Source organism: Propionibacterium cyclohexanicum (assembly GCF_900111365.1).
Taxonomy (GTDB): Bacteria; Actinomycetota; Actinomycetes; order Propionibacteriales; family Propionibacteriaceae; genus Propionibacterium; species Propionibacterium cyclohexanicum.
Window position 1 is genome coordinate 98450 of the sequence record NZ_FOGZ01000004.1, and the last position, 19627, is coordinate 118076.

Consider the following 19627-nt stretch of genomic DNA (forward strand, 5'->3'; position numbering starts at 1 on the left):
AGTCCGGCGACCGGGCGTCCCGCGGCCAGGCCGTCGCAGTGGCCGCGATCCTCACTCAGCCTGTTCGCCCGCCAGCCCGGCCAGCACATCGTCGAGCGCCTCGGGCTTGACGAGCACCTCGCGGGGCTTGCTGCCCTCGCTGGGCCCGACCACCCCGCGAGTCTCCAGGATGTCCATGATCCGTCCTGCCTTCGCGAAGCCGATACGCAGCTTGCGTTGAAGCATCGACGTCGACCCGAGTTGTAGCTCGACGACATGGCGGGCCGCCTCGAGCACCAGCTCGAGGTCGTCGCCGATGTCCTCGGCGACCTTCTTCTCGCCACCGGCCGGCGTCGTGACATCGTTGCGGTAGCTGGCCTCGAGCTGCCCCTTGACGCGGGCCACCACTTCGCGCACCTCGGCCTCGGTGACCCAGCTGCCCTGGACACGCTTGGGATTCGCCGCACCCATCGGCAAGAACAGTCCATCGCCTTGCCCGACGAGCTTTTCGGCGCCGGTCTGGTCGAGGATGACCCGCGAATCGGTCGCCGAGCTCGTGGCGAAGGCAAGCCGCGAGGGGATGTTGGCCTTGATGAGACCGGTGACCACGTCCACGGAGGGACGCTGGGTTGCCAACACGAGGTGGATTCCCGCCGCGCGCGCCAGCTGGGTGATCCGCACGATCGAGTCCTCGACATCACGGGGGGCGACCATCATGAGATCGCTGAGCTCATCCACCACCACGAGCAGATAGGGGTAGGCGGTGAGGACGCGCTCGGAACCGGCAGGAAGGGTCACCTGGCCGGCCCGTACGGCCTTGTTGAAATCATCGATGTGGCGGAATCCGAAGGCGGCCAGGTCGTCGTAGCGTCGCTCCATCTCCTGGACCACCCACTCCAGGGCCTGGGCGGCCTTCTTCGGATTGGTGATGATGGGGGTCACGAGGTGGGGGATGCCCTCGTACTGGTTGAGTTCGACACGTTTGGGATCGACCAGGATCATCCGCACCTCGTCGGGAGTGGCGCGCATCATGATCGAGGTGATCATCGAGTTCACGAAACTCGATTTGCCGGAGCCGGTGGCGCCCGCGACGAGCAGATGGGGCATCTTCGCGATATTGGCGAGGACGACGCGGCCCTGCACATCCTTGCCGAGGCCCACGACAAGAGGCTTGTCGCTGGCACGGGCCTGCGCGCTGCGCAGCACATCGCCGAGACTCACGACCTCCTTGTCCCGATTGGGGATCTCGATCCCGATCGCGGACTTGCCCGGTATGGGAGACAGAATCCGCACATCGGGCGAGGCCACCGCATAGGCGATGTTGCGGTGCAGCGCGGTGACCTTCTCCACCTTGACGCCGGAGCCGAGTTCCACGACGTACTGGGTGACGGTCGGGCCGCGCGTGTAGCCACTGACCCGGGCATCGATGTCGAACTCGGAGAAGACCTCTTGCAGGGCCCCCACCACATGGTCTGATGCCTCGGTGCGGGCCTTGGGGGCCGATCCGGCCTTGAGCAGACCGAGTTCGGGCAGCACATACTGCACATCGCCGGACAGCTGCAGTTGCTCGACGCGCGGTGCGGCCGGCAGGTGCTCCGGGGGCGCCAGATCCGGTGCCGACGCGGGTGCCTCGGCACTGACCGACGCCGCAGTGTCCCCGCCAGGGGCCTGGACTGCCTCATGCGCCGTGGCCCCCGCCGTGGAAAGAGGATTCGCTGCGCCCTCTTGCTCCATCGAGGGCTCAGTCCGGCCCGGAGCGTGCCCCGCCGGCCCTGGGGGCAGGGGATCGGTGCGGGACGCAGAATCCCGCTCCTCGATGATGGGCGTGTCGAAGGCCTCGTCCACACCGAAACGCAGCCTGTCGGCCTCACGCCGGTCGCGTCGGGTCCGCATCCGCTCGCTGACCCCCGTGGCGAGTTCGCGCAGCTGGGCGATGATCTCGTGGATGGGTCGCCCCACGATCACCAGCAGGGCGAAGCCGATCAGGACGACGAGCAGCACGGCGGCGAACCAGGCCGGCACCAGCTGGGTGAGCATCGAGCTGGAGATGTAGCCGATGATGCCGCCATGGGCCCTCATGAGCTCAGGGGCGGCCGGTGTGGGCAGCGGTGTCACGGTGAGGTTGACCAGACCCAGCAGGCCCAGGCACAACAGCGACCAGCCGAGCACTTGACGGCCGGCTGGACCATTGCGGCGCGGATCGCGAAGCGTGCGCCACGACATCGCCGCCAGCAGCACCGGGAGGACCGGGCTCAGCGCGCCGAACAGGCTGGAGACCGCCACCTCGACGCTGTGACCGAGGGGTCCAGGCAGTCCCACCCAGAATTGCGCCGCGACAAGCAGCGCGAGGACGAACAGCGCCAGGCCTGCGCCGTCGCGCCGCAGCGCGGGATCGCTGTCGCGGGCCGAACGGCCGATGCCGCGCACCAGGGCACCCAGACCGTGGGCAAGTCCGAGCCAGACCGCGACCACACCGCGCAGCACGGGATTGGGCCTGGGCGCGCGGCTGCGGGCCCGCCCGCCGTTCGAGGGCCGGGTGGACACGGATTTCTTCTTGCTTCCGCTCGGTCGCGTGCTCGTGGTGCGGCGCGAAGTGCTCTGGCTGCGCTTCGTGCTGCGTGTACCGCGAGTCCGCGTCGGGGAAGACGCGCGGGTCGCCATGACACGCAGGCTACCCGGAGCCCGCCGGATCCACCGAGAACCCACGCCGCAGGCGTCCCAGACAGCGCGCCGCAGGCGTCCCAGACAGCGCGCCGCAGGCGTCCCAGACAGCGCGCCGCGCCATCAACCTCGCCGGAAGTGCTCCCACCCGCTCGCGCCTTCGTGGGGGCGCCCGTCAACGGTCACCATTGGACCGGACTCATCGGCTTCGCGCACCGTGCCGATGCCCACCCACCCACTGGGCAGCTCCCCCATCGGGAAGCAGGCAGCCAGCGCATGGTCCTCACCGCCGGTGAGGACGAAGTCGAGGGGGTCCTTTCCCACCGCCGAGGCCACGGCGGCAACGGGTTCGGGAATCTCGAAGGCGGCCGTCTCCACGTCGATCCACACGCCCGAGGCCTGCGCCACGTGGTTGAGATCGGCCAGCAGCCCGTCGGAGATGTCGATCATCGCCGTCGCTCCCCCGAGGGCGGCGCGCCGGCCCTCCCCATAGGGCACGACCGGCACCCGCTGGGAGTCCACCGCGGCCCGCGGGCTGCGGAATCCCCTTCCCAGGGCGGTCAGCCCGGCAGCCGCCCAGCCGAGGCGTCCACATACTGCCACGACCTCACCGGGCGTCGCCCCGGTGCGCAGCACGGGCTCCAGAGCACCGGTCTCGCCGATCACGGTGACACTGATGGTGATGTCGCGCGCCGAACTGGTGTCGCCCCCCACGAGCGCCAGCCCCGCGGTGTCCGCCTCGGCGCGGAAACCGGCAGCGAAGTCCTTCACCCAGCGCACGGGCAGGTCGCCTGGCACACCCAGGCTCATGACGACGGCGACCGGTGTGGCCCCCATCGCCTCGATATCGGCGGCATTGACAGCGACGCTCTTGCGTCCGATCTCGGTGGCGCTGGACCAATCGCGCCGAAAGTGCACTCCCTCGATGAGGATGTCGGTGCTCGTGACCGCCGAGCCGTTGATCAGATAGACGGCCGAGTCATCGCCGGGCCCCACGGAGACGGCCGGGGTACGGCTCAGTCCCCGGATGATGTTGGCGATGAGGCCGAATTCCCCGATGTCGGCGACTGTCTGTTCGGCGGATGATGGTGTGCTTCGCGGCATGAGGCACACGCTAGCGTTCGCACGGCGTGCTGTCGTCCGGTGATTTTTCCGCCTGCCGTCGGCTCAGCGCAAGACCGTCGACGGGCGCGCCAGCGCGGCGTCGATGAGCCGGTCGATGAGCTGCGGGTACTCGATGCCCGAGGCTCGCCACAGGCTCGGGTACATCGACAGCGCGGTGAACCCGGGCAGTGTATTGATCTCGTTGACGAAGACCTCGCCATCGGGCATGAGGAAGAGGTCCACCCGGGCCAATCCCTCGCAGTCGAGTGCCGTGAAACAGCGCACGGCGAGCTCCTGGACGCGCCGACGCGCCGCGTCATCCATGGGTGCCGGCACGCGAAGCTCGACCTCCCCGTGCGGCAGGTACTTCGCCTTGTAGTCGTAGAAGCCATCGTTTGCGTGCATGGCGATCTCGCCGGGCACGGAGGCCTGCGGCTCACCGGGCACCGCCTCGAGCACCGCGCACTCGACCTCGCGTCCGCCTACGATGCCCTGCTCCACGATGACCTTCGGGTCGAATCTGCGGGCGTGCTCGATGGCCTCGGGCAAGTTCTGGGGCTCGGCGACCCTGGCGATGCCGACCGAGGAACCGCCCCGGGAGGGCTTGACGTAGACCGGGAAGCGCAGCTCCTCACGGATCCGCGTGAGCAGCTCGTCGGAATGCCGAGGCCACTGGTGCGAGCCGATCGCGAGCCACGGGCCCACCGGAATGCCGGCCTGCTGGAAGCAGATCCTCATGAACTGCTTGTCCATGCCGATCGCGCTGCTCGTGACGCCGCAGCCGACATAGCGCAGGCCCAGCATCTCGAAGTAGCCCTCGATGGTGCCGTCCTCGGCGTAGGCCCCGTGCATGAGGGGAAAGGCCAGGTCGATGGGCGTCTCCTCGGACAACCGCTGGCCGTCGATGCTCGCGAGGCGCACCCCCTCTGCGCCGCGCACCAGCACTGCTGCGGGCCGGTGCGGATCGACCACCGGCAGCTGCTCGCCCACCACCTGAAGGGCACGGATCTCCTCTGGACGGTAGCGATGCCAGATGCCCGACTTGTCGATACCGATTCCGTGCACCTCGTAGCGGGAGGTGTCCATGGCGCCGAGCGCCGCGGCCGCCGTGAGGCAGGACACCTCGTGCTCGGTGGACTGCCCCCCGAAGACGACGGCAATGCTGATCCGCTCATTGAGCTGTCCGGGCATGGATTCCTCTCGGTTGGACGACCTGACAAGACTAGTGAGGTCCGCGCCGCGGCGGGACCTGACTTCGGTCACAGCACGGCGGCCTGCACGTCGACGCGTTCGCGCCGGCCCGGATGCCAGCGCCCTGCGGGAGGTTCGAGCCCTCTGACCCGGCTGACCTCGGCAGTGATGGCATTCATGATCCGGGTGGTGGCCTCGAAGACGGCGTGCCGGTCATGGTCGCCTTCGCCCAGTCCGGCGAGATCGACCAGTGGACCGGCCGAGACGGTGACATCCGTGGCAGGCAGCAGGTGGACCGGCCGCTTGTGACGCGGCGGGACGATGAAGTTGGCACCCCACTGACCGATCGGCAGCACGGGCGCGCCGGTCTCCAGGGCAAGCCTGGCCGCCCCGGTGTGCCCGGCCATCGGCCACTCGTCGGGGTCGTAGGTGAAGGTGCCCTCGGGATAGACGATGACGGCCAGTCCCTGGTCGAGACGCTCGCGGGCGGTGCGCAGCGAGTCTGCCGCGCTGATGGATCCGCGGGTCACCGGGATCTGCTCGAGGGCGCGCAGCAGGGTGCCCAGACCACGGACCTCGAACAGATTGGCCCGGGCGAGGAAATGCGGCCATCGTCCCGAGTAGGCCAGATAATGGCCGACGATCACCGGGTCGAGCGAGCAGATGTGATTGGGGACGACGATGAGCGGGCCGGCAGCGGGCACGCGGTCCTGGTTGAGATAGTGCAGATGGGTGAACGGCGCCAGAAGTGCGGTCGCGGCATGAGCACACCAGGCGAAGGATCGATTGGCCGGCTCGTGGTTGACTCGTCCGAGTCTTCCGGCATACCGCCGTCTTCCCGGCGCTGGTCGTCCGGGCGGCTGCGAGATCGTGCTCATGGCCGACATTGTGCCAGCGCCGTCCTCCTCGCGTCCCGGGCGCCCGCGGTATGCGGGAGCCCGGCGGCCGGTGTCAGGCTGCTTCGGGAGTGGTGGGCTTGAAGCTGGGGCGGCGCGCCTCGTACGCGTCGATGTTGTCGGCGTGGCGCAGCGTGATGGCGATATCGTCGAGGCCTTCGAGCAGACGATGCCTGGTGTAGTCGTCGACGGCGAAATCCACCATGAGATCGCCCGCCGTGACGGTGCGGGCCACCAGGTCAACGGTGATGGCCTCGCCGGGACGGGTCTCGGCGAAGTCCCACAGCCGGCTCACCTGCTCAGGAGCCAGGGTTGCCAGGAGCAGTCCGGACTTGCCGGCGTTGCCGCGGAAGATGTCGCCGAAACGCGAGCCGATCACGACCTTGAAGCCGTAATTCTGCAGGGCCCACACGGCGTGCTCGCGCGATGAGCCGGTGCCGAAGTCGGGGCCGACGACGAGGATGGTGCCGTGGCGATAGGCAGGCTGGTTGAGCACGAAGTCCGGGTCGTCGCGCCAGCTCTTGAACAACCCGTCCTCGAAACCGCTGCGGGTGATGCGCTTGAGGTAGACGGCGGGGATGATCTGGTCGGTGTCCACATTGCTGCGACGCAGCGGTACGGGGATTCCGGTGTGTACGGAGAACTTGTCCATGTCAGATTCCTTCTGTTCCGCGTGGGACTACGACAGATCGGCCGGAGCAGCCAGATGGCCCGCCACGGCGGTGGCGGCGGCGACCGCTGGGCTCACCAGGTGCGTCCGTCCACCACGGCCCTGGCGCCCTTCGAAATTACGGTTCGAGGTGGATGCGCTGCGCTCCCCGGGGGCCAGCTTGTCCGGATTCATGGCCAGGCACATCGAACATCCCGCGTGGCGCCACTCGGCTCCGGCGTCGATGAAGATCTGGTCGAGGCCCTCGGTCATGGCCTGCGCGCGCACCGAATCGGAGCCGGGCACTACGAGCATTCGGACACCGGGAGCCACCTTGTGGCCCTTGATGACGGCTGCTGCGGCCCGCAGGTCTTCGATGCGCCCGTTCGTGCACGAGCCGAGGAAGACTGTGTCGACGTGGATCTCGCGCAGCGGCGTGCCGGCCTTCAGGTCCATGTACTCCAGCGCCCGGCGGGCAGCCACGCGTTGCACCTCGCTGGCGAAGCTGCTGGGGTCGGGCACCGTGGCATCCAGCGGAACGCCCTGCCCGGGGTTGGTGCCCCAGGTGACGAAGGGCGTCAGGCTGGCTGCATCGAGCACCACCTCGGCGTCGTAGCTGGCGTCGGGGTCGGAGCGCAGACTCGTCCAGTACTCGACGGCATCGTCCCATTCGGCACCCTTGGGGGCGTGGGGCCGGCCCTTGAGATAGGCGAAGGTGGTGGCATCGGGCGCGATGAGCCCGGCCTTGGCACCCCATTCGATGGACATATTGCAGATCGTCATACGCCCTTCCATCGACATCGCCTCGATGGCCTCACCGCGGTACTCGGCGATGTATCCCTGCCCACCGCCGGTGCCCACCTGTGCGATGAGGGCGAGCACGAGATCCTTGGGGGTGACGCCGTGCGGGAGGCGTCCCTTCACTGTGACGGCCATCGTCTTGGGCCGCGCCTGGGGCAGCGTCTGGGTGGCTAGCACGTGCTCCACCTCGCTGGTGCCTATCCCGAAGGCGAGTGCGCCGAACGCGCCGTGGGTGGCGGTGTGCGAGTCGCCGCAGACGATCGTCATACCCGGTTGGGTGAGCCCCAGCTGGGGACCCATCACGTGGACGATGCCCTGCTGCGTGTCGCCCAGGGGGTGCAGCGGGACGCCGAACTCCTGGCAGTTCTTGCGCAGTGTCTCGACCTGGGTCCGCGAGACCGGATCGGCGATCGGCCGGTCGATGTCCACAGTGGGGATGTTGTGGTCCTCGGTGGCCACCGTCAGCTCGGGACGCCGCACGGGCCGGCCCGCCTGACGCAACCCTTCGAATGCCTGGGGACTCGTCACCTCGTGCACCAGATGCAAATCGATGTAGAGCAGATCGGGCTCCCCCGCGCCGCGCCATACCGTGTGATCGTCCCAGATCTTCTCCACCAGAGTCCGTGCCATGGGCGTCATTATCGCTCTGGACATACCAAAATGCGAGATGGTAATCTCACCCTATGGACAACACGAGTGGTGTCGGGGTTCTCGACAAAGCAGCACTGGTGCTCACCGCGCTGGAACAGGGTCCCACGACTCTGGCTGGCCTGGTGCAGGCGACCGGTCTGGCACGGCCCACTGCCCACCGCCTCGCCGTGGCCTTGGAACATCATCGCCTGGTGGGGCGCGATCTGCAAGGGCGTTTCGTGCTCGGACCACGACTGGTCGAGCTTGCTTCGGCGGCCGGGGAGGATCGCCTGCTGGCGACTGCCGGTCCCATCCTCGCCAGATTGCGGGACATCACCGGCGAGTCCTCCCAGCTCTTCCGCAGACAGGGGGACATCCGGATCTGCGCCGCCGCGGCCGAGCGTCCCTCGGGACTTCGCGACACGATCCCGGTAGGCGCGCAGGTGACGATGAATGCGGGGTCGGCAGCACAGGTGCTGCTCGCCTGGGAGGACTCGGACCGGATCAGGGAGGGCCTGGCCTCAGCCACCTTCTCGGCGGTGGCCCTGAACACCGTGCGCCGGCGCGGCTGGGCCCAGTCGGTGGGTGAACGTGAGCCCGGTGTTGCCTCGGTCTCGGCGCCGGTGCGCTCCCCCGGCGGGAAGGTCATCGCCGCCGTCTCGGTGTCCGGTCCCATCGAGCGTCTCACCCGCCAGCCGGGGCGTCTCCACGCACCTGCGGTGATCGCGGCAGCGGAGCGGCTGTCTGAGGTCTTGCGCCGTGCCGGCGGCGAAGAGCACTGAGCGCACCACCTCGCGGCACCGACCAGAAATGCCGCCACAGCTGGAGGCTTTGGCCGGTCATGCCCGCCTGCCACATCGGAGAACCGGCATAGCCAGCACCACCGAGTTCGCCCGGGTCGACTCGGTGGGTTTCCAGGCTCGCGTAGACCCATTACGCGTCCATGCGATACGCACAGACTCGACACGCAGGGTCACCGACACGTCGAGGGGCCCCGCGTGCCCGCGGGGCCCCTCGACACATCATCTGCCCTGACATCACCTGGTAGCCCCGAGCGGATTCGAACCGCCGTTTCAGCCTTGAGAGGGCCGCGTGCTAGGCCGCTACACAACGGGGCCAGGTACTTTCTTGTTCACTTGTACCGCTGGTTCAGCCGAATCGACTGCTGCTCCACCACGGTTGCCGCCCACCGGCCCCGCCCTTGGGCGGAAACCCGATGTGCGCTGGGGTACCAGGACTCGAACCTGGACTGACGGAACCAGAATCCGGCGGGCTGCCAATTACCCCATACCCCAAATGCGCTTGCGGTCCCCCGCGTCGGCAACGTCCACAGACTCTAGTGGATACAGCCCCATGAGATCAAACCGGAGTCTGTGGGGTACGCGTCCGCGCCTTGGCCACCCGGGTGACGAGCACCGCGAGCGCACCGGCCAGGGCATAGGAGAAGACATTGACCGCGGCACCGCTCCAGCTGCTCTGGCTCACCGTGCGCGTCTGCGCAACCGTGCCGGCCATGATGGCGTAGCAGAAGGTGCTCACATTGTTCGCCGCATGGACCGCGATGGAGGCCTCCAGCCCGCCGGTGAGCACCACCATGTACCCGGCCACCAGACCGAAGCCGAGCCGGTCTGCGAACAGCGGCAGGTTCTGGGTTCCGTGCATCAGCGCGAAGACCAGTGCCGAGACGAGCACCGCTACCCAGGTCCGCCTGCTCACCGCACCCACCGCCTGCTGGAGATAGCCACGAAAGAGGAATTCCTCGCCGGCCGCCTGGAGCGGGGAGGTGAGCACGACGAGCACGATCCACAGCCACGCATGCTCGGGCGGGGCAAACTGCCATTGGGTGCCCATCCGGCCGGCCAGGTAGACACCGTTGAGCACCACGAAACCGATGACGAGGAAAGCCGCCAGGAGCCCCCATCTCATGCCCGGGCGCACCGAGACGAGCCATCCAGGGGCCATATGGTGCATCCAGTACATGGCCGCCATCGCCACCGGGATCGCCGAAGCCAGCGCCAGATCGACGATGAGCACGCCCTCGGGCAGCTGGTAGCCGACGACCTGCGGGGAGAAGCTGCCGAAACTGCCCGGTCGCCCCCTGGCCAGCCACGCGACCCACGAGCCGACAGAGACGAGCAGCTGGCTCACCACCAGATAGCCCAGCAGCACCAACGGGATTCCCGCCAGTGCCCGCGTGCCCGCCTCGGGCAGCGGGCCGGCCAACACATGGGTGTAGTCCACGTCCGCGGGCGGACGGCCCGACACTCCACGACGAGTTCCGCGAGGCGAGGGGCCCGGGGCCGCCGGGCGGGACTTCGCGCGATGGCTGAGCCTCGCGGGGCGCGCAGGCCTCTTGCGGGGAGTGCTCACCGGGCCTCGTCGAAGCCGAGATCTGCCGCACCGTCGATAACCGGATTGGTCAGGGAACCGATCGATTCGATCTCGACACAGACCTGCTGGCCAGGTCGCATCGGCCCCACACCGGCCGGCGTCCCGGTGAGGATCACGTCGCCGGGCAGCAGGGTGGTGAACTCGGAGACGAAGCTCACCAGTTCGTCGATCGGATGGATCATCTGCGAGGTGATGCCCTGCTGGCGGACGGTGCCGTCCAGGGTGGTCGTGATGTGCAGCCTCGCCGCCTCGCCGGGCTCGAGATGGCTGACGATCCAGGGGCCAAGCGGGCAAAAGCTGTCCCAGCCCTTTGCCCGGGTCCATTGACCGTCGCTGCGCTGCAGGTCACGGGCCGTCACGTCGTTGGCGACGGTGTAGCCAAAGATCACCTCCGGCACCCGGGAGCGGGGTACCTGGCGGCAGATCCGCCCGATGACCACCGCGAGCTCGCCCTCGTAGTGGAGTTCATTGGTCTGGACGGGCTTGATGACGGGATCGCCAGGGCCGATCACGCTGGTGTTGGGCTTGAGGAAGACCAGCGGGGTCTGGGGAACATCATTGCCCAGTTCGCGGGCATGGTCGGCATAGTTGCGACCGATGCCGACGATCTTGCTCCTGGGGATCACCGGGGCGAGCAGCCGGACCTCGTCGAGGCCGTGCCGCTCGCCGGTGTACTTCACCGCCCCGGCCAGCGGGTCGCCGCTGATCGCGGCGATGGTCTGGGGATGCTCCCCCTCGTCAACGGCCAACTCGACGATGCCGAAGCTCGGGTCCTGGCCGTCGAGGCTGTATCGGGCAATGCGCATGGGGCCAATCTATCCCGGGGTGGGCAGCGGTCCCGGCCCTGCGCGGGCTCACCGGGCGAGGCCGTAGCGCTTCGTCAGACCGAACAGATAGGCCTCGGTCAAGGCCTCCCAGCTTGCCTCGATGACGTTCTCCCCCACCCCGACAGTCGTCCAGGTGATCTCCTCGCAGGTGGTGTCGATCTGCACACGTACTGTCGCGTCGGTGCCATGGCCCCGATCGAGAATGCGGACCCGGTAGTCGGTGAGCTCGAACTGGCGCACCTGGGGATAGACCGGGCTGAGGGCCCGGCTCAGCGCCTGGTCGAGAGCGTTGACCGGACCATTTCCCTCGCCGACGTAGAGCTGGCGGGTGCCCTTGGCGGCCAGCTTCACGGTGGCCTCGGAAGCAGCCACGCTGTGGTCCGGGTCGTCGGCCGGCATGACTCCCTGTTCGGTGAAGACGCGCCAGCTGATGACCTCGAACGGCGCATCGTCCCCCGTGCCTGCCATCCGGCGCACGAGCAACTCGAAGCTCGCATCGGCTGCTTCATAGGCGTAGCCGCGCGCCTCGCGCTGCTTGACCGCATCGGCCACCCGGCCGGCCAGCTCGCGATCCGACAGATCCAGGCCCAGCTGCTCGCCCTTGATCTGGATATTGGCCCGCCCGGCCATCTCGCTGATGAGCATCCGCATGTCATTGCCCACCGCTGCGGGTTGCACGTGCTGGTACAGGCCGTCGTTCACCTTGAGGGCACTGGCATGCAGCCCTGCCTTGTGGGCGAAGGCGGACTCACCGACGAAAGGCTGACGAAGCTGGGCCGGCTGGTTGGCGATCTCGGCGACGGTGCGCGACACCTGGGTGAGCATTCCCAGCTGCTCGGGGGTGACCACCGGCCAGCCGTACTTGAGCTGGACGTCGGCGATGAGCGTCGTGAGATCCATGTTTCCGGTGCGCTCGCCGTAGCCATTGATGGTGCCCTGCACCTGGCTGGCGCCTGCCTCCAGGGCAGCGAGGCTGTTGGCCACCGCGCAGCCGGAGTCGTTGTGACAGTGCACCCCGAGCTCGACACCGATCGACGCCGAGGACGAGACGATGTCGCCCATCCAGCTTGGCAGCATGCCGCCATTGGTGTCGCACAGCACGACTGTCTGGGCACCGGCCTCGGCCGCGTCACGGATCACCTCGAGGGCGTAGGCGGGATTGCTACGGAAACCGTCGAAGTAGTGCTCGGCGTCGACAATGACCTTCTTGCCCTCACCGATCAGGTACTCAACGGTCTCGGTGACCATCGCGAGGTTCTCGTCGAGGGTGGTGTGCAGGGCCTGGGTGACGTGCATGTCATGGGCCTTGGCGACAACGCAGACCCATTCGGTCCCGGCCTCGCACAGCGCCCGCAACTGGGGGTCGTCCCCCGCCCGGCGTCCTGCTCGTCTGGTGGACCCGAAGGCCACCAGACGAGCATTGCGCAACTCGAGGGATGCCGCGCGGGCGAAGAACTCGGTGTCGACCGGATTGGATCCGGGCCAGCCGCCCTCGATGAAACCGACCCCCAGGGAGTCGACCAATTCGGCGATCTTCAGCTTGTCGGCCACGGAGAACTGGATGCCCTCCTGCTGGCCGCCATCGCGCAGGGTGGTGTCATAGAGCTGGAGATTCTCCGGGTGTACCGGGTCCACGGTCATGTTCGGCAGTCCTCGTCGCAGCGGCTCAGCAGACCTGCTCGGTCCAGCCATGCGTGTCGGCGATGCGACCGTACTGGATGTCGATGAGGAGATTGCGCAGGGCAATGGTGCGACCGCCGTCAGCGGGCACGTTCACCTCGTGACGGCCGGACTCATCGGTCAGCGAGCCGATGGGCGTGATCACCGCGGCGGTGCCGCACGCGAAGAGCTCGGCGATCGTGCCCTTGGCCAGGCCCTCGTAGACCTCGGCGAGGCTCACCGGGCGCTCCTGCGCCGTGAGCCCCACCTCGGGTGCCAGGGTGAGCAGGGAGTCGCGGGTGATGCCCGGCAGGATGTTGCCGTTGAGCTCAGGAGTGATGAGTTCGTCGTCCTTGGTGATGATCGCGAAGTTCATGCCACCGAGTTCCTCGACCCACGTGTGCTCGGCGTTGTCGACGAACATCACCTGGTTGCAGCCGTGCTGATAGGCGATCTCCTGGGGCAGCAGGCTGGCGGCATAGTTGCCACCGCACTTGGCCGCCCCCGTGCCGCCGTTCGCGACCCGGCTGTAGTGCGTCTCGACCCAGATGTCGACGGGGGCGACCCCGCCCGCGAAATAGGAGCCGACCGGCGAGGTGATGACACAGTAGGTGACGGCCTTGCCCGGCCGCACACCGAGGAAGGACTCGGTGGCCACCGCGAAGGGGCGAATGTACAGGCTCTGTTCGTGCCCGGAGGGCACCCACCGGGAGTCCACCGCCACGAGCTGGCGCACCGACTCGACGAAGTCGTCCTCGGGCAGCTGTGGCAGGGCCAACCTCGCGCACGAATTCGCGAAGCGCTGGGCGTTGCTGCGCGGCCGGAACAGCCAGGTCGAGCCGTCGGCGCGGCGATAGGCCTTGAGGCCCTCGAAGGCCTCCTGGGCGTAGTGATAGACCGATCCGGCAGGATCCATCGAGAACGGCGTGTGGTCTACGATCCGGGCATTCGTCCAGCCGAGTTCAGAGGTCCAGTCGATGAGCGCCATGTGATCGGAGAAATAGACGCCAAAGCCAGGGTTCTCGTGAATCTTCGCAATCGCGTCATCGGCAAGATAGGACGGATTACTCGGTGTGCTGATCGTCAATGCCATGCTCGGAGTTTATCCCCTGCCGGGACGCTCGCCCGGTGTCCCATTCATAGTTCGGGCACCGCTCACCGGTTCTGATCCGCACACCGCAGGGCACAGTGGCGCGGATAGAGTGACCGCCATGGCGCAGACGACCCGAAACCCTTCCCTCGCAGTCATTCCCGGCGACGGCATCGGCCCCGAGGTGGTGGGCGAGGCCCTCAAGGTCCTCACGGCCACCGTGGGCGAGAACGCGTTCGACATCACCCACTACGAGCTGGGTGCCCAGCACTGGCTGGAGACCGGCGAGGTGCTCTCGGACGACACGCTGGCCGAGCTCGCGGGCAAGGACGCCCTGGTGCTCGGGGCGGTGGGGGCGGCGCCCGGATCCACGACGATCCCCTCCGGCCTGCTCGAGCGTGGCCTGCTGCTCAAGCTTCGGTTCGCCTTCGACCAGGACGTCAACCTGCGCCCCTCGATCCGCTATCCCGGCGTGACGAGTCCGCTGTCCCAGGCGGTGCTGGACAAGGGCCCGATCGACTTCGTCGTCGTCCGCGAGGGCACCGAAGGCCTCTATGCCGGCAACGGCGGCACGCTGCGCGCCGGCACCCCACAGGAGATCGCCACCGAGGTGAGCGTCAACACGGCGTTCGGCGTGGAGCGGGTGGTGCGCTATGCCTTCGAGCTGGCGACGCGGCGGCGCAATCGGCTCACCCTCGTGCACAAGCACAATGTGCTGGTCAACGCCGGGGGGCTGTGGCGCCGCATCACCGAGCAGGTCGCCGAGCAGTTCCCCCAGGTGCACCACGACTACCTGCACGTGGACGCGGCCACGATCAGCCTCGTCACCGATCCCCAACGCTTCGACGTCGTCGTCACCGACAACCTGTTCGGCGACATCCTCACCGACGAGGCTGCGGCGATCACCGGCGGGATCGGCCTGGCGCCCAGCGCGAACATCAACACCGCGCGGACCTTTCCCTCGATGTTCGAGCCGGTCCACGGCTCGGCTCCCGACATCGCAGGCAAGGGCATCGCCGATCCCAGTGCCGCGATCTCCTCGATGGCCCTCCTGCTGCGCCATCTCGGACGCGAGGCCGACGCGGAGCGCATCGAGCGCGCCGTGGCAGCCGACATCGCCGAACGAGGCACTGCCGCCCGCTCGACCTCGCAGATCGGCGAAGCGATCGTCACCCGGCTGGGTTGAGCAACCGGCCGGGCCCGACGGCGGGCCGGGTCGGCCCTAAGGCGCGCGCCCAGCTGCCAGCTCTCAGGAGACCGCTGAGCCCACCAGTCCGCGCAGCACCGACTCGACACCGGGGGTCCATTGTGTCAGCGCGAAGCTGGTGGGCCACATGGGGCCGTCGTCGAGATGGGCCACGTCCTGGAAGCCGAGCGTGCAGTAGCGGCTCTTGAACTTTCCGGCGTCCTGGAAGAAGACGACGACCTTGCCCTGCTCGTTCGCATAGGCCGGCATTCCGTACCACGTCTTCGGCATGAGCTGGGGTGCCACGCCGGTCACCAGTTCGTGCACTTTGAGGGCGAGCGCCCGGTCGGGCTCGTCCATCTTCTCGATGCGCTCGAGCACGGCCTTGAGCCCGCTGGCCCGCTTGTCGGTGCTGCGGCCCTGGGCGCGCAGCTCGGCCGCTCGTGACGCCATGGCCTCGCGCTCCTGCGCGCTGAATCCGCCGGCTGATGTCTCGGTCATGCGATCCAGTCTGCCCGTTCCTCAAAACGCGCCGACCCGACAACAGACGGGGGAACGGAAAACAGGTTGGGGCATCGTAAACAGGCGGGGCAGCCACCTTTCGACGAACCGATGCCAGGTGCACCGAGAGGAGCCCGGCACACCGAAGGGAAAACAGGTGCACCGAAGGGAAACAGCTCAGGAATTGCATGGCGAATTCGGGGACGTCCGATGCGGACCCGATCATCGCGATAATCGGGCCCGAATCCGGCCCGAACGCGTCGACCTACCAGCGACGCGCACGATTCTGGCGCGCACAATTCAGACGCACGGGATGCTGGCGCATGCAATCCTGAACTGCGTGATCCTCAATATCACGGTGGGATTTCTGACAGCACGCAGTTCAGGATCACCATTGCAGGGTGATCGAATGGGGGTGCCTGGGGTGGGGCACCGCAGGCACCCCACCCCAGACGGTCAACGGGCCACGGAGCCCTCGTGGTAGTCCTTGTCCTTGTCCTCGCTCCAGGCGAACAGGGCGCGGATCTGACGGCCGGTGGCCTCGATGGGATGGGCCTCACCCTGGGCCCGCAGCTTCTTGAACTCGGGGGCGCCGGCGGCCTGGTCCTCCATGAACTTCTTGGCGAAGGTACCGTCCTGGATGTCGGCGAGAACGGCCTTCATGTTCTCCTTGACGTGCGGGTCGATGACGCGCGGCCCCGAGACGTAGTCGCCGTACTCGGCGGTGTCGGAGCACGACCAGCGCTGCTTGGAGATCCCGCCCTCGTTGATGAGATCGACGATCATCTTCATCTCGTGGCAGACCTCGAAGTAGGCCATCTCTGGCTGATAGCCGGCCTCGGTGAGCACCTCGAAGCCGGTCTCGATGAGCTTGGACAGTCCACCGCACAGCACATTCTGCTCACCGAACAGATCCGTCTCGGTCTCCTCGCGGAAACTCGTCTTGATCGCGCCAGCCCGCAGCCCACCGATCGCCTTGGCATAGGAGAGCACCAATGGCCAGGCCTGGCCCGAGGCGTCCTGCTCGACGCAGACCAGCACCGGGACACCGCGCCCGGCGACGAACTCGCGGCGCACCACATGGCCGGGACCCTTGGGTGCGACCATGATGACGTCGTGGTCGGCACTGGGCTTGATGTACCCGTAGTGGATGTTGAACCCATGGGCGAACAACAGGGCGGCACCGGGCTTGAGGTTCGGCTCGATGGACTCCTCGTAGACCTTCGCCTGCACCTGGTCGGGGGCAAGAATCGTCACGACATCGCCCTCGCGGACCGCTTCCTCGACCGACTTCACGCTCAGTCCGGCCTCACTCGCCCGAGCCACCGAGGACGAGCCCTCGCGCAGGCCCACCACGACGTTCACCCCGCTGTCGCGCAGGTTGAGCGCATGCGCGTGCCCCTGGGAGCCATAGCCGATGACGGCCACGGTCTTCGATTGGATGATCGACAGATCGGCGTCGTCGTCATGGAACATTTCTGCCATTGCTACTCCTGTTGTTGTTGTCGTTGCCGATGCGCAGGCGCTCAGGACGAGTGCCTGACCAACCCCGGACGCTTCTTCTCGTTGATGCCCTTGGCGCCCCGGCCCAGGGCCACCCGCCCCGACTGCACCAGCTCGATGATGCCGTGGGGGCTGAGCATCGTCATGAGGGCGTCGATCTTGGAGCGCCCCCCGGTGGCCTCGATGGTCACCGATTCCGGGCTCACGTCGACGGCGTGGGCACGGAACAGATTGGTGATGTCGATCACCGCGGCGCGGGTGTGGTCGGTGCAACGCACCTTGACCAGCAGCATCTCGTGGTTGACCGCGTCGTCGTCGAGCTCGACGACCTTGTAGACCTCAATGAGCTTGTTGAGCTGCTTAACCACCTGCTCGACGATCCGGTCGTCCTCGAGTGTCATGACGATCGTCATCCGCGAGACGTCCGAGCGCTCAGTGGTGCCAACCGACAAGGACTCGATGTTGAATCCACGCCGCGAGATGAGGCCCGAGACCCGGGCCAGCACGCCGGGGTGATTGCTCACCAGAACGCTGAGGGTATGGGTGCTCACAGCTCCTCCTCGTGCCACTCGGGGGCCATTCCCCGGGCGATCATGATCTCGTCGTTGCTCGTCCCGGCAGCCACCATGGGCCACACCATGGCGTCCTTCTCGCAGACGAACTCCATGACCACTGGGCGGTCATCGATGGCGGCGGCCTGGGCGAGCACCTCGCCCACCTCGTCGAGCGTGCGAGCTCGCAGTCCGACACAACCCATCGCCTCGGCGAGCATCGGGAAATTGGGCACCACATCGCTGTCCAGGTCGGTCTGCGAGTAGCGGCGGCTGTAGAACAGCGACTGCCACTGCCGCACCATTCCAAGCGTGTTGTTGTTGATGATGGCGATCTTGATCGGGATGTGGTTCACCGCGCAGGTGGTGAGTTCCTGGTTGGTCATCTGGAAACAGCCATCGCCGTCGATGCCCACGACCACGCTGTCCGGGCATCCGACCTTGGCTCCCATGGCCGCCGGCACGCAGTAGCCCATCGTTCCCGCGCCGCCCGAGGTGAGCCAGTGTGCCGGGTGCTCCATGGGCAAGAAGTGCGCCGACCACATCTGGTGCTGCCCCACGCCAGTGACATAGATGGCATCGGGGCCGAAACACTCCCCGATCTTCGAGATCACCTGCTGGGGTGACAGCCGGCCAGTGCTCGGCTCCTCCCATCCTGCGCGGTAGCGGGCCTTGAGATCCTTGACATAGCGGCGCCACGGCTCGATGTCGGCCAGCTCGCGGTTCCCGAGCAGCTCGGTGAGTCCGGAGAACACCTTCCGGGCATCCCCGACGATCGGCACGTCGGCGACCCGGTTCTTGCCGATCTCGGCAGGGTCGATGTCGGCGTGCACGACAGTGGCACGGGGCGCGAAGCTCTCGAGCTTGCCGGTCACCCGGTCGTCGAAGCGCATGCCCACCGCGATGAGCACGTCGGCGCGCTGGATGGCGCCGACGGCGGCCACCGTGCCGTGCATGCCCGGCATCCCCAGGTTCAGCTCGTTGCTCGATGGGAACACTCCCCTGGCCATCAAGGTGGTCACGACCGGGATCGCGCTGAGCTCGACGAAGGCGGCGAGCTCGTCCCAGGCCCGGGACTTGACGACCCCGCCGCCGACCACGAGCACCGGACGTTCTGCTGCGGCGATGACATCGGCCGCCTGGCGCAGCTGACGATTGTGCGGGGACACTGTGGGCTTGTAGCCGGGTAGGTCGACCGAATCGGGCCATAGGAAGGGAACTTGCGCGGTGAGCGCGTCCTTGGCCACGTCCACGAGCACCGGGCCGGGGCGCCCCGTTGACGCAATGTGGAAGGCCCGCTTCACGGCGAGCGGGATGTCCTCGGCCCGCGTGACGAGGAAGTTGTGCTTGGTGATGGGGGTCGTGATTCCCCGGATGTCGGCCTCCTGGAAGGCATCGGTGCCGATCGAGGCGGAGTTCACCTGCCCGGTGATCGCGACGACGGGGACCGAGTCCATGTAGGCGTCACCGATGGCGGTCACCAGATTCGTGGCGCCTGGCCCCGAGGTGGCGACGCAGACACCGACCTTGCCCGTGGCCACCGCATATCCCTCGGCTGCATGACCGGCGCCCTGTTCGTGGCGCACGAGGATGTGGCGGATCGGCGAATCGCACAGTGGATCGTAGAGCGGCAGGATCGCCCCGCCTGGAAGCCCGAACACGACATCGACGCCGCACTTCTCCAGCGATCGCAGGAGCGCTTGGGCGCCAGTCAACATGGGCGCATCCTTGCGCCGGGCTGTTCCCTCGTTCGGCACGAACGACCTCCTCATCTGCAGCCGGTGATCTGCACCGGTATGCATCAACCGTGGGTGAAACCCTCGCCCCAGGCCACCGCGTGGTCTGGATGCATCGTGTCCGTCAGCTCGAGCTCCCGATTCCGGCCAACAAAAAACCCTCGCTGCCAAGGGGCAGACGAGGGAGCGCTTCGTTGAATCAACGAAGCGCTAGGCAAGTACCAGAATTCGTCCTGCAAGCACGACGTCAGTATGCCAGCCCGGGCTCCGCA

At 67.4% G+C, this 19627-nt stretch carries 16 protein-coding genes and 2 tRNA genes; 2 read left to right on the forward strand and 16 right to left on the reverse strand.

The features are described 5' to 3' along the window. Positions 1 to 51 precede the first annotated feature (51 nt). From BMX93_RS03295 to leuC, 6 genes are all read right to left on the reverse strand, one after another. Positions 52 to 2640 carry a DNA translocase FtsK gene (locus BMX93_RS03295; RefSeq protein WP_177170041.1) on the reverse strand — a complete coding sequence of 863 codons (2589 nt, stop codon included), beginning with the start codon at positions 2638 to 2640 and terminating at the stop codon, positions 52 to 54. 123 nt (positions 2641 to 2763) lie between these two features. Next, a complete protein-coding gene (locus BMX93_RS03300) occupies positions 2764 to 3744 on the reverse strand; it encodes a thiamine-phosphate kinase (RefSeq protein ID WP_091967875.1) in 981 nt (326 codons plus the stop codon). 63 nt (positions 3745 to 3807) lie between these two features. Continuing rightward, the gene (locus BMX93_RS03305; protein ID WP_091967878.1) at positions 3808 to 4935 is read right to left on the reverse strand and encodes a D-alanine--D-alanine ligase family protein; all 1128 of its coding nucleotides are present in this window, start codon (positions 4933 to 4935) and stop codon (positions 3808 to 3810) included. A 68-nt stretch (positions 4936 to 5003) separates the two neighbouring features. Further along, positions 5004 to 5813 carry a lysophospholipid acyltransferase family protein gene (locus tag BMX93_RS03310; RefSeq protein WP_177170042.1) on the reverse strand — a complete coding sequence of 270 codons (810 nt, stop codon included), beginning with the start codon at positions 5811 to 5813 and terminating at the stop codon, positions 5004 to 5006. A gap of 73 nt (positions 5814 to 5886) precedes the next feature. After that, complete coding sequence (gene leuD, locus BMX93_RS03315; RefSeq protein ID WP_091967884.1) at positions 5887 to 6483, reverse strand: 3-isopropylmalate dehydratase small subunit; 597 nt, start codon at positions 6481 to 6483, stop codon at positions 5887 to 5889. Between the two features lie 27 nt (positions 6484 to 6510). After that, complete coding sequence (leuC, locus tag BMX93_RS03320) at positions 6511 to 7911, reverse strand: 3-isopropylmalate dehydratase large subunit (RefSeq protein ID WP_091967887.1); 1401 nt, start codon at positions 7909 to 7911, stop codon at positions 6511 to 6513. 53 nt (positions 7912 to 7964) lie between these two features. On the opposite strand from leuC, the gene BMX93_RS03325 reads away from it, so the two are divergent. Continuing rightward, positions 7965 to 8693: an IclR family transcriptional regulator gene (locus tag BMX93_RS03325; RefSeq protein WP_091967890.1), complete on the forward strand. Its 729-nt coding sequence runs from the start codon at positions 7965 to 7967 to the stop codon at positions 8691 to 8693. 260 nt (positions 8694 to 8953) lie between these two features. On the opposite strand, the gene BMX93_RS03330 is transcribed toward BMX93_RS03325, so the two are convergent. The 6 genes from BMX93_RS03330 to BMX93_RS03355 all read right to left on the reverse strand — a co-directional run bounded on the left by BMX93_RS03330 (position 8954) and on the right by BMX93_RS03355 (position 13881). Beyond that, a tRNA-Glu gene (locus BMX93_RS03330) sits at positions 8954 to 9029 on the reverse strand. Between the two features lie 105 nt (positions 9030 to 9134). Further along, positions 9135 to 9206: transfer RNA gene (locus BMX93_RS03335), tRNA-Gln, on the reverse strand. 64 nt (positions 9207 to 9270) lie between these two features. After that, positions 9271 to 10152: a CPBP family intramembrane glutamic endopeptidase gene (locus BMX93_RS03340; protein WP_091967910.1), complete on the reverse strand. Its 882-nt coding sequence runs from the start codon at positions 10150 to 10152 to the stop codon at positions 9271 to 9273. Between the two features lie 125 nt (positions 10153 to 10277). Then, positions 10278 to 11108: a fumarylacetoacetate hydrolase family protein gene (locus tag BMX93_RS03345; RefSeq protein WP_091967913.1), complete on the reverse strand. Its 831-nt coding sequence runs from the start codon at positions 11106 to 11108 to the stop codon at positions 10278 to 10280. Between the two features lie 48 nt (positions 11109 to 11156). Then, the gene (gene cimA / locus BMX93_RS03350; protein ID WP_091967916.1) at positions 11157 to 12770 is read right to left on the reverse strand and encodes a citramalate synthase; all 1614 of its coding nucleotides are present in this window, start codon (positions 12768 to 12770) and stop codon (positions 11157 to 11159) included. Between the two features lie 25 nt (positions 12771 to 12795). Continuing rightward, positions 12796 to 13881, reverse strand: a complete 1086-nt coding sequence (locus BMX93_RS03355; protein ID WP_091967919.1) for a branched-chain amino acid aminotransferase — start codon at positions 13879 to 13881, stop codon at positions 12796 to 12798. 118 nt (positions 13882 to 13999) lie between these two features. On the opposite strand from BMX93_RS03355, the gene BMX93_RS03360 reads away from it, so the two are divergent. Beyond that, on the forward strand, positions 14000 to 15064 hold the full coding sequence (locus BMX93_RS03360) for a 3-isopropylmalate dehydrogenase (protein ID WP_091967922.1): 1065 nt from the start codon (positions 14000 to 14002) through the stop codon (positions 15062 to 15064). A 63-nt stretch (positions 15065 to 15127) separates the two neighbouring features. Here BMX93_RS03360 and BMX93_RS03365 read toward each other — a convergent pair whose 3' ends face one another. The 4 genes from BMX93_RS03365 to BMX93_RS03380 form a co-directional block, all read right to left on the reverse strand. Continuing rightward, positions 15128 to 15565, reverse strand: coding sequence for an iron chaperone (locus tag BMX93_RS03365; protein WP_091967925.1), 438 nt, complete (start codon positions 15563 to 15565; stop codon positions 15128 to 15130). Between the two features lie 456 nt (positions 15566 to 16021). Continuing rightward, positions 16022 to 17050 carry a ketol-acid reductoisomerase gene (gene ilvC, locus BMX93_RS03370; protein WP_091967930.1) on the reverse strand — a complete coding sequence of 343 codons (1029 nt, stop codon included), beginning with the start codon at positions 17048 to 17050 and terminating at the stop codon, positions 16022 to 16024. A gap of 41 nt (positions 17051 to 17091) precedes the next feature. After that, the gene (gene ilvN / locus BMX93_RS03375; RefSeq protein ID WP_091967933.1) at positions 17092 to 17619 is read right to left on the reverse strand and encodes an acetolactate synthase small subunit; all 528 of its coding nucleotides are present in this window, start codon (positions 17617 to 17619) and stop codon (positions 17092 to 17094) included. After that, a complete protein-coding gene (locus tag BMX93_RS03380) occupies positions 17616 to 19337 on the reverse strand; it encodes an acetolactate synthase large subunit (protein ID WP_245725705.1) in 1722 nt (573 codons plus the stop codon). Before BMX93_RS03380 ends, ilvN begins: the two co-directional genes overlap by 4 nt. Positions 19338 to 19627 lie beyond the last annotated feature (290 nt).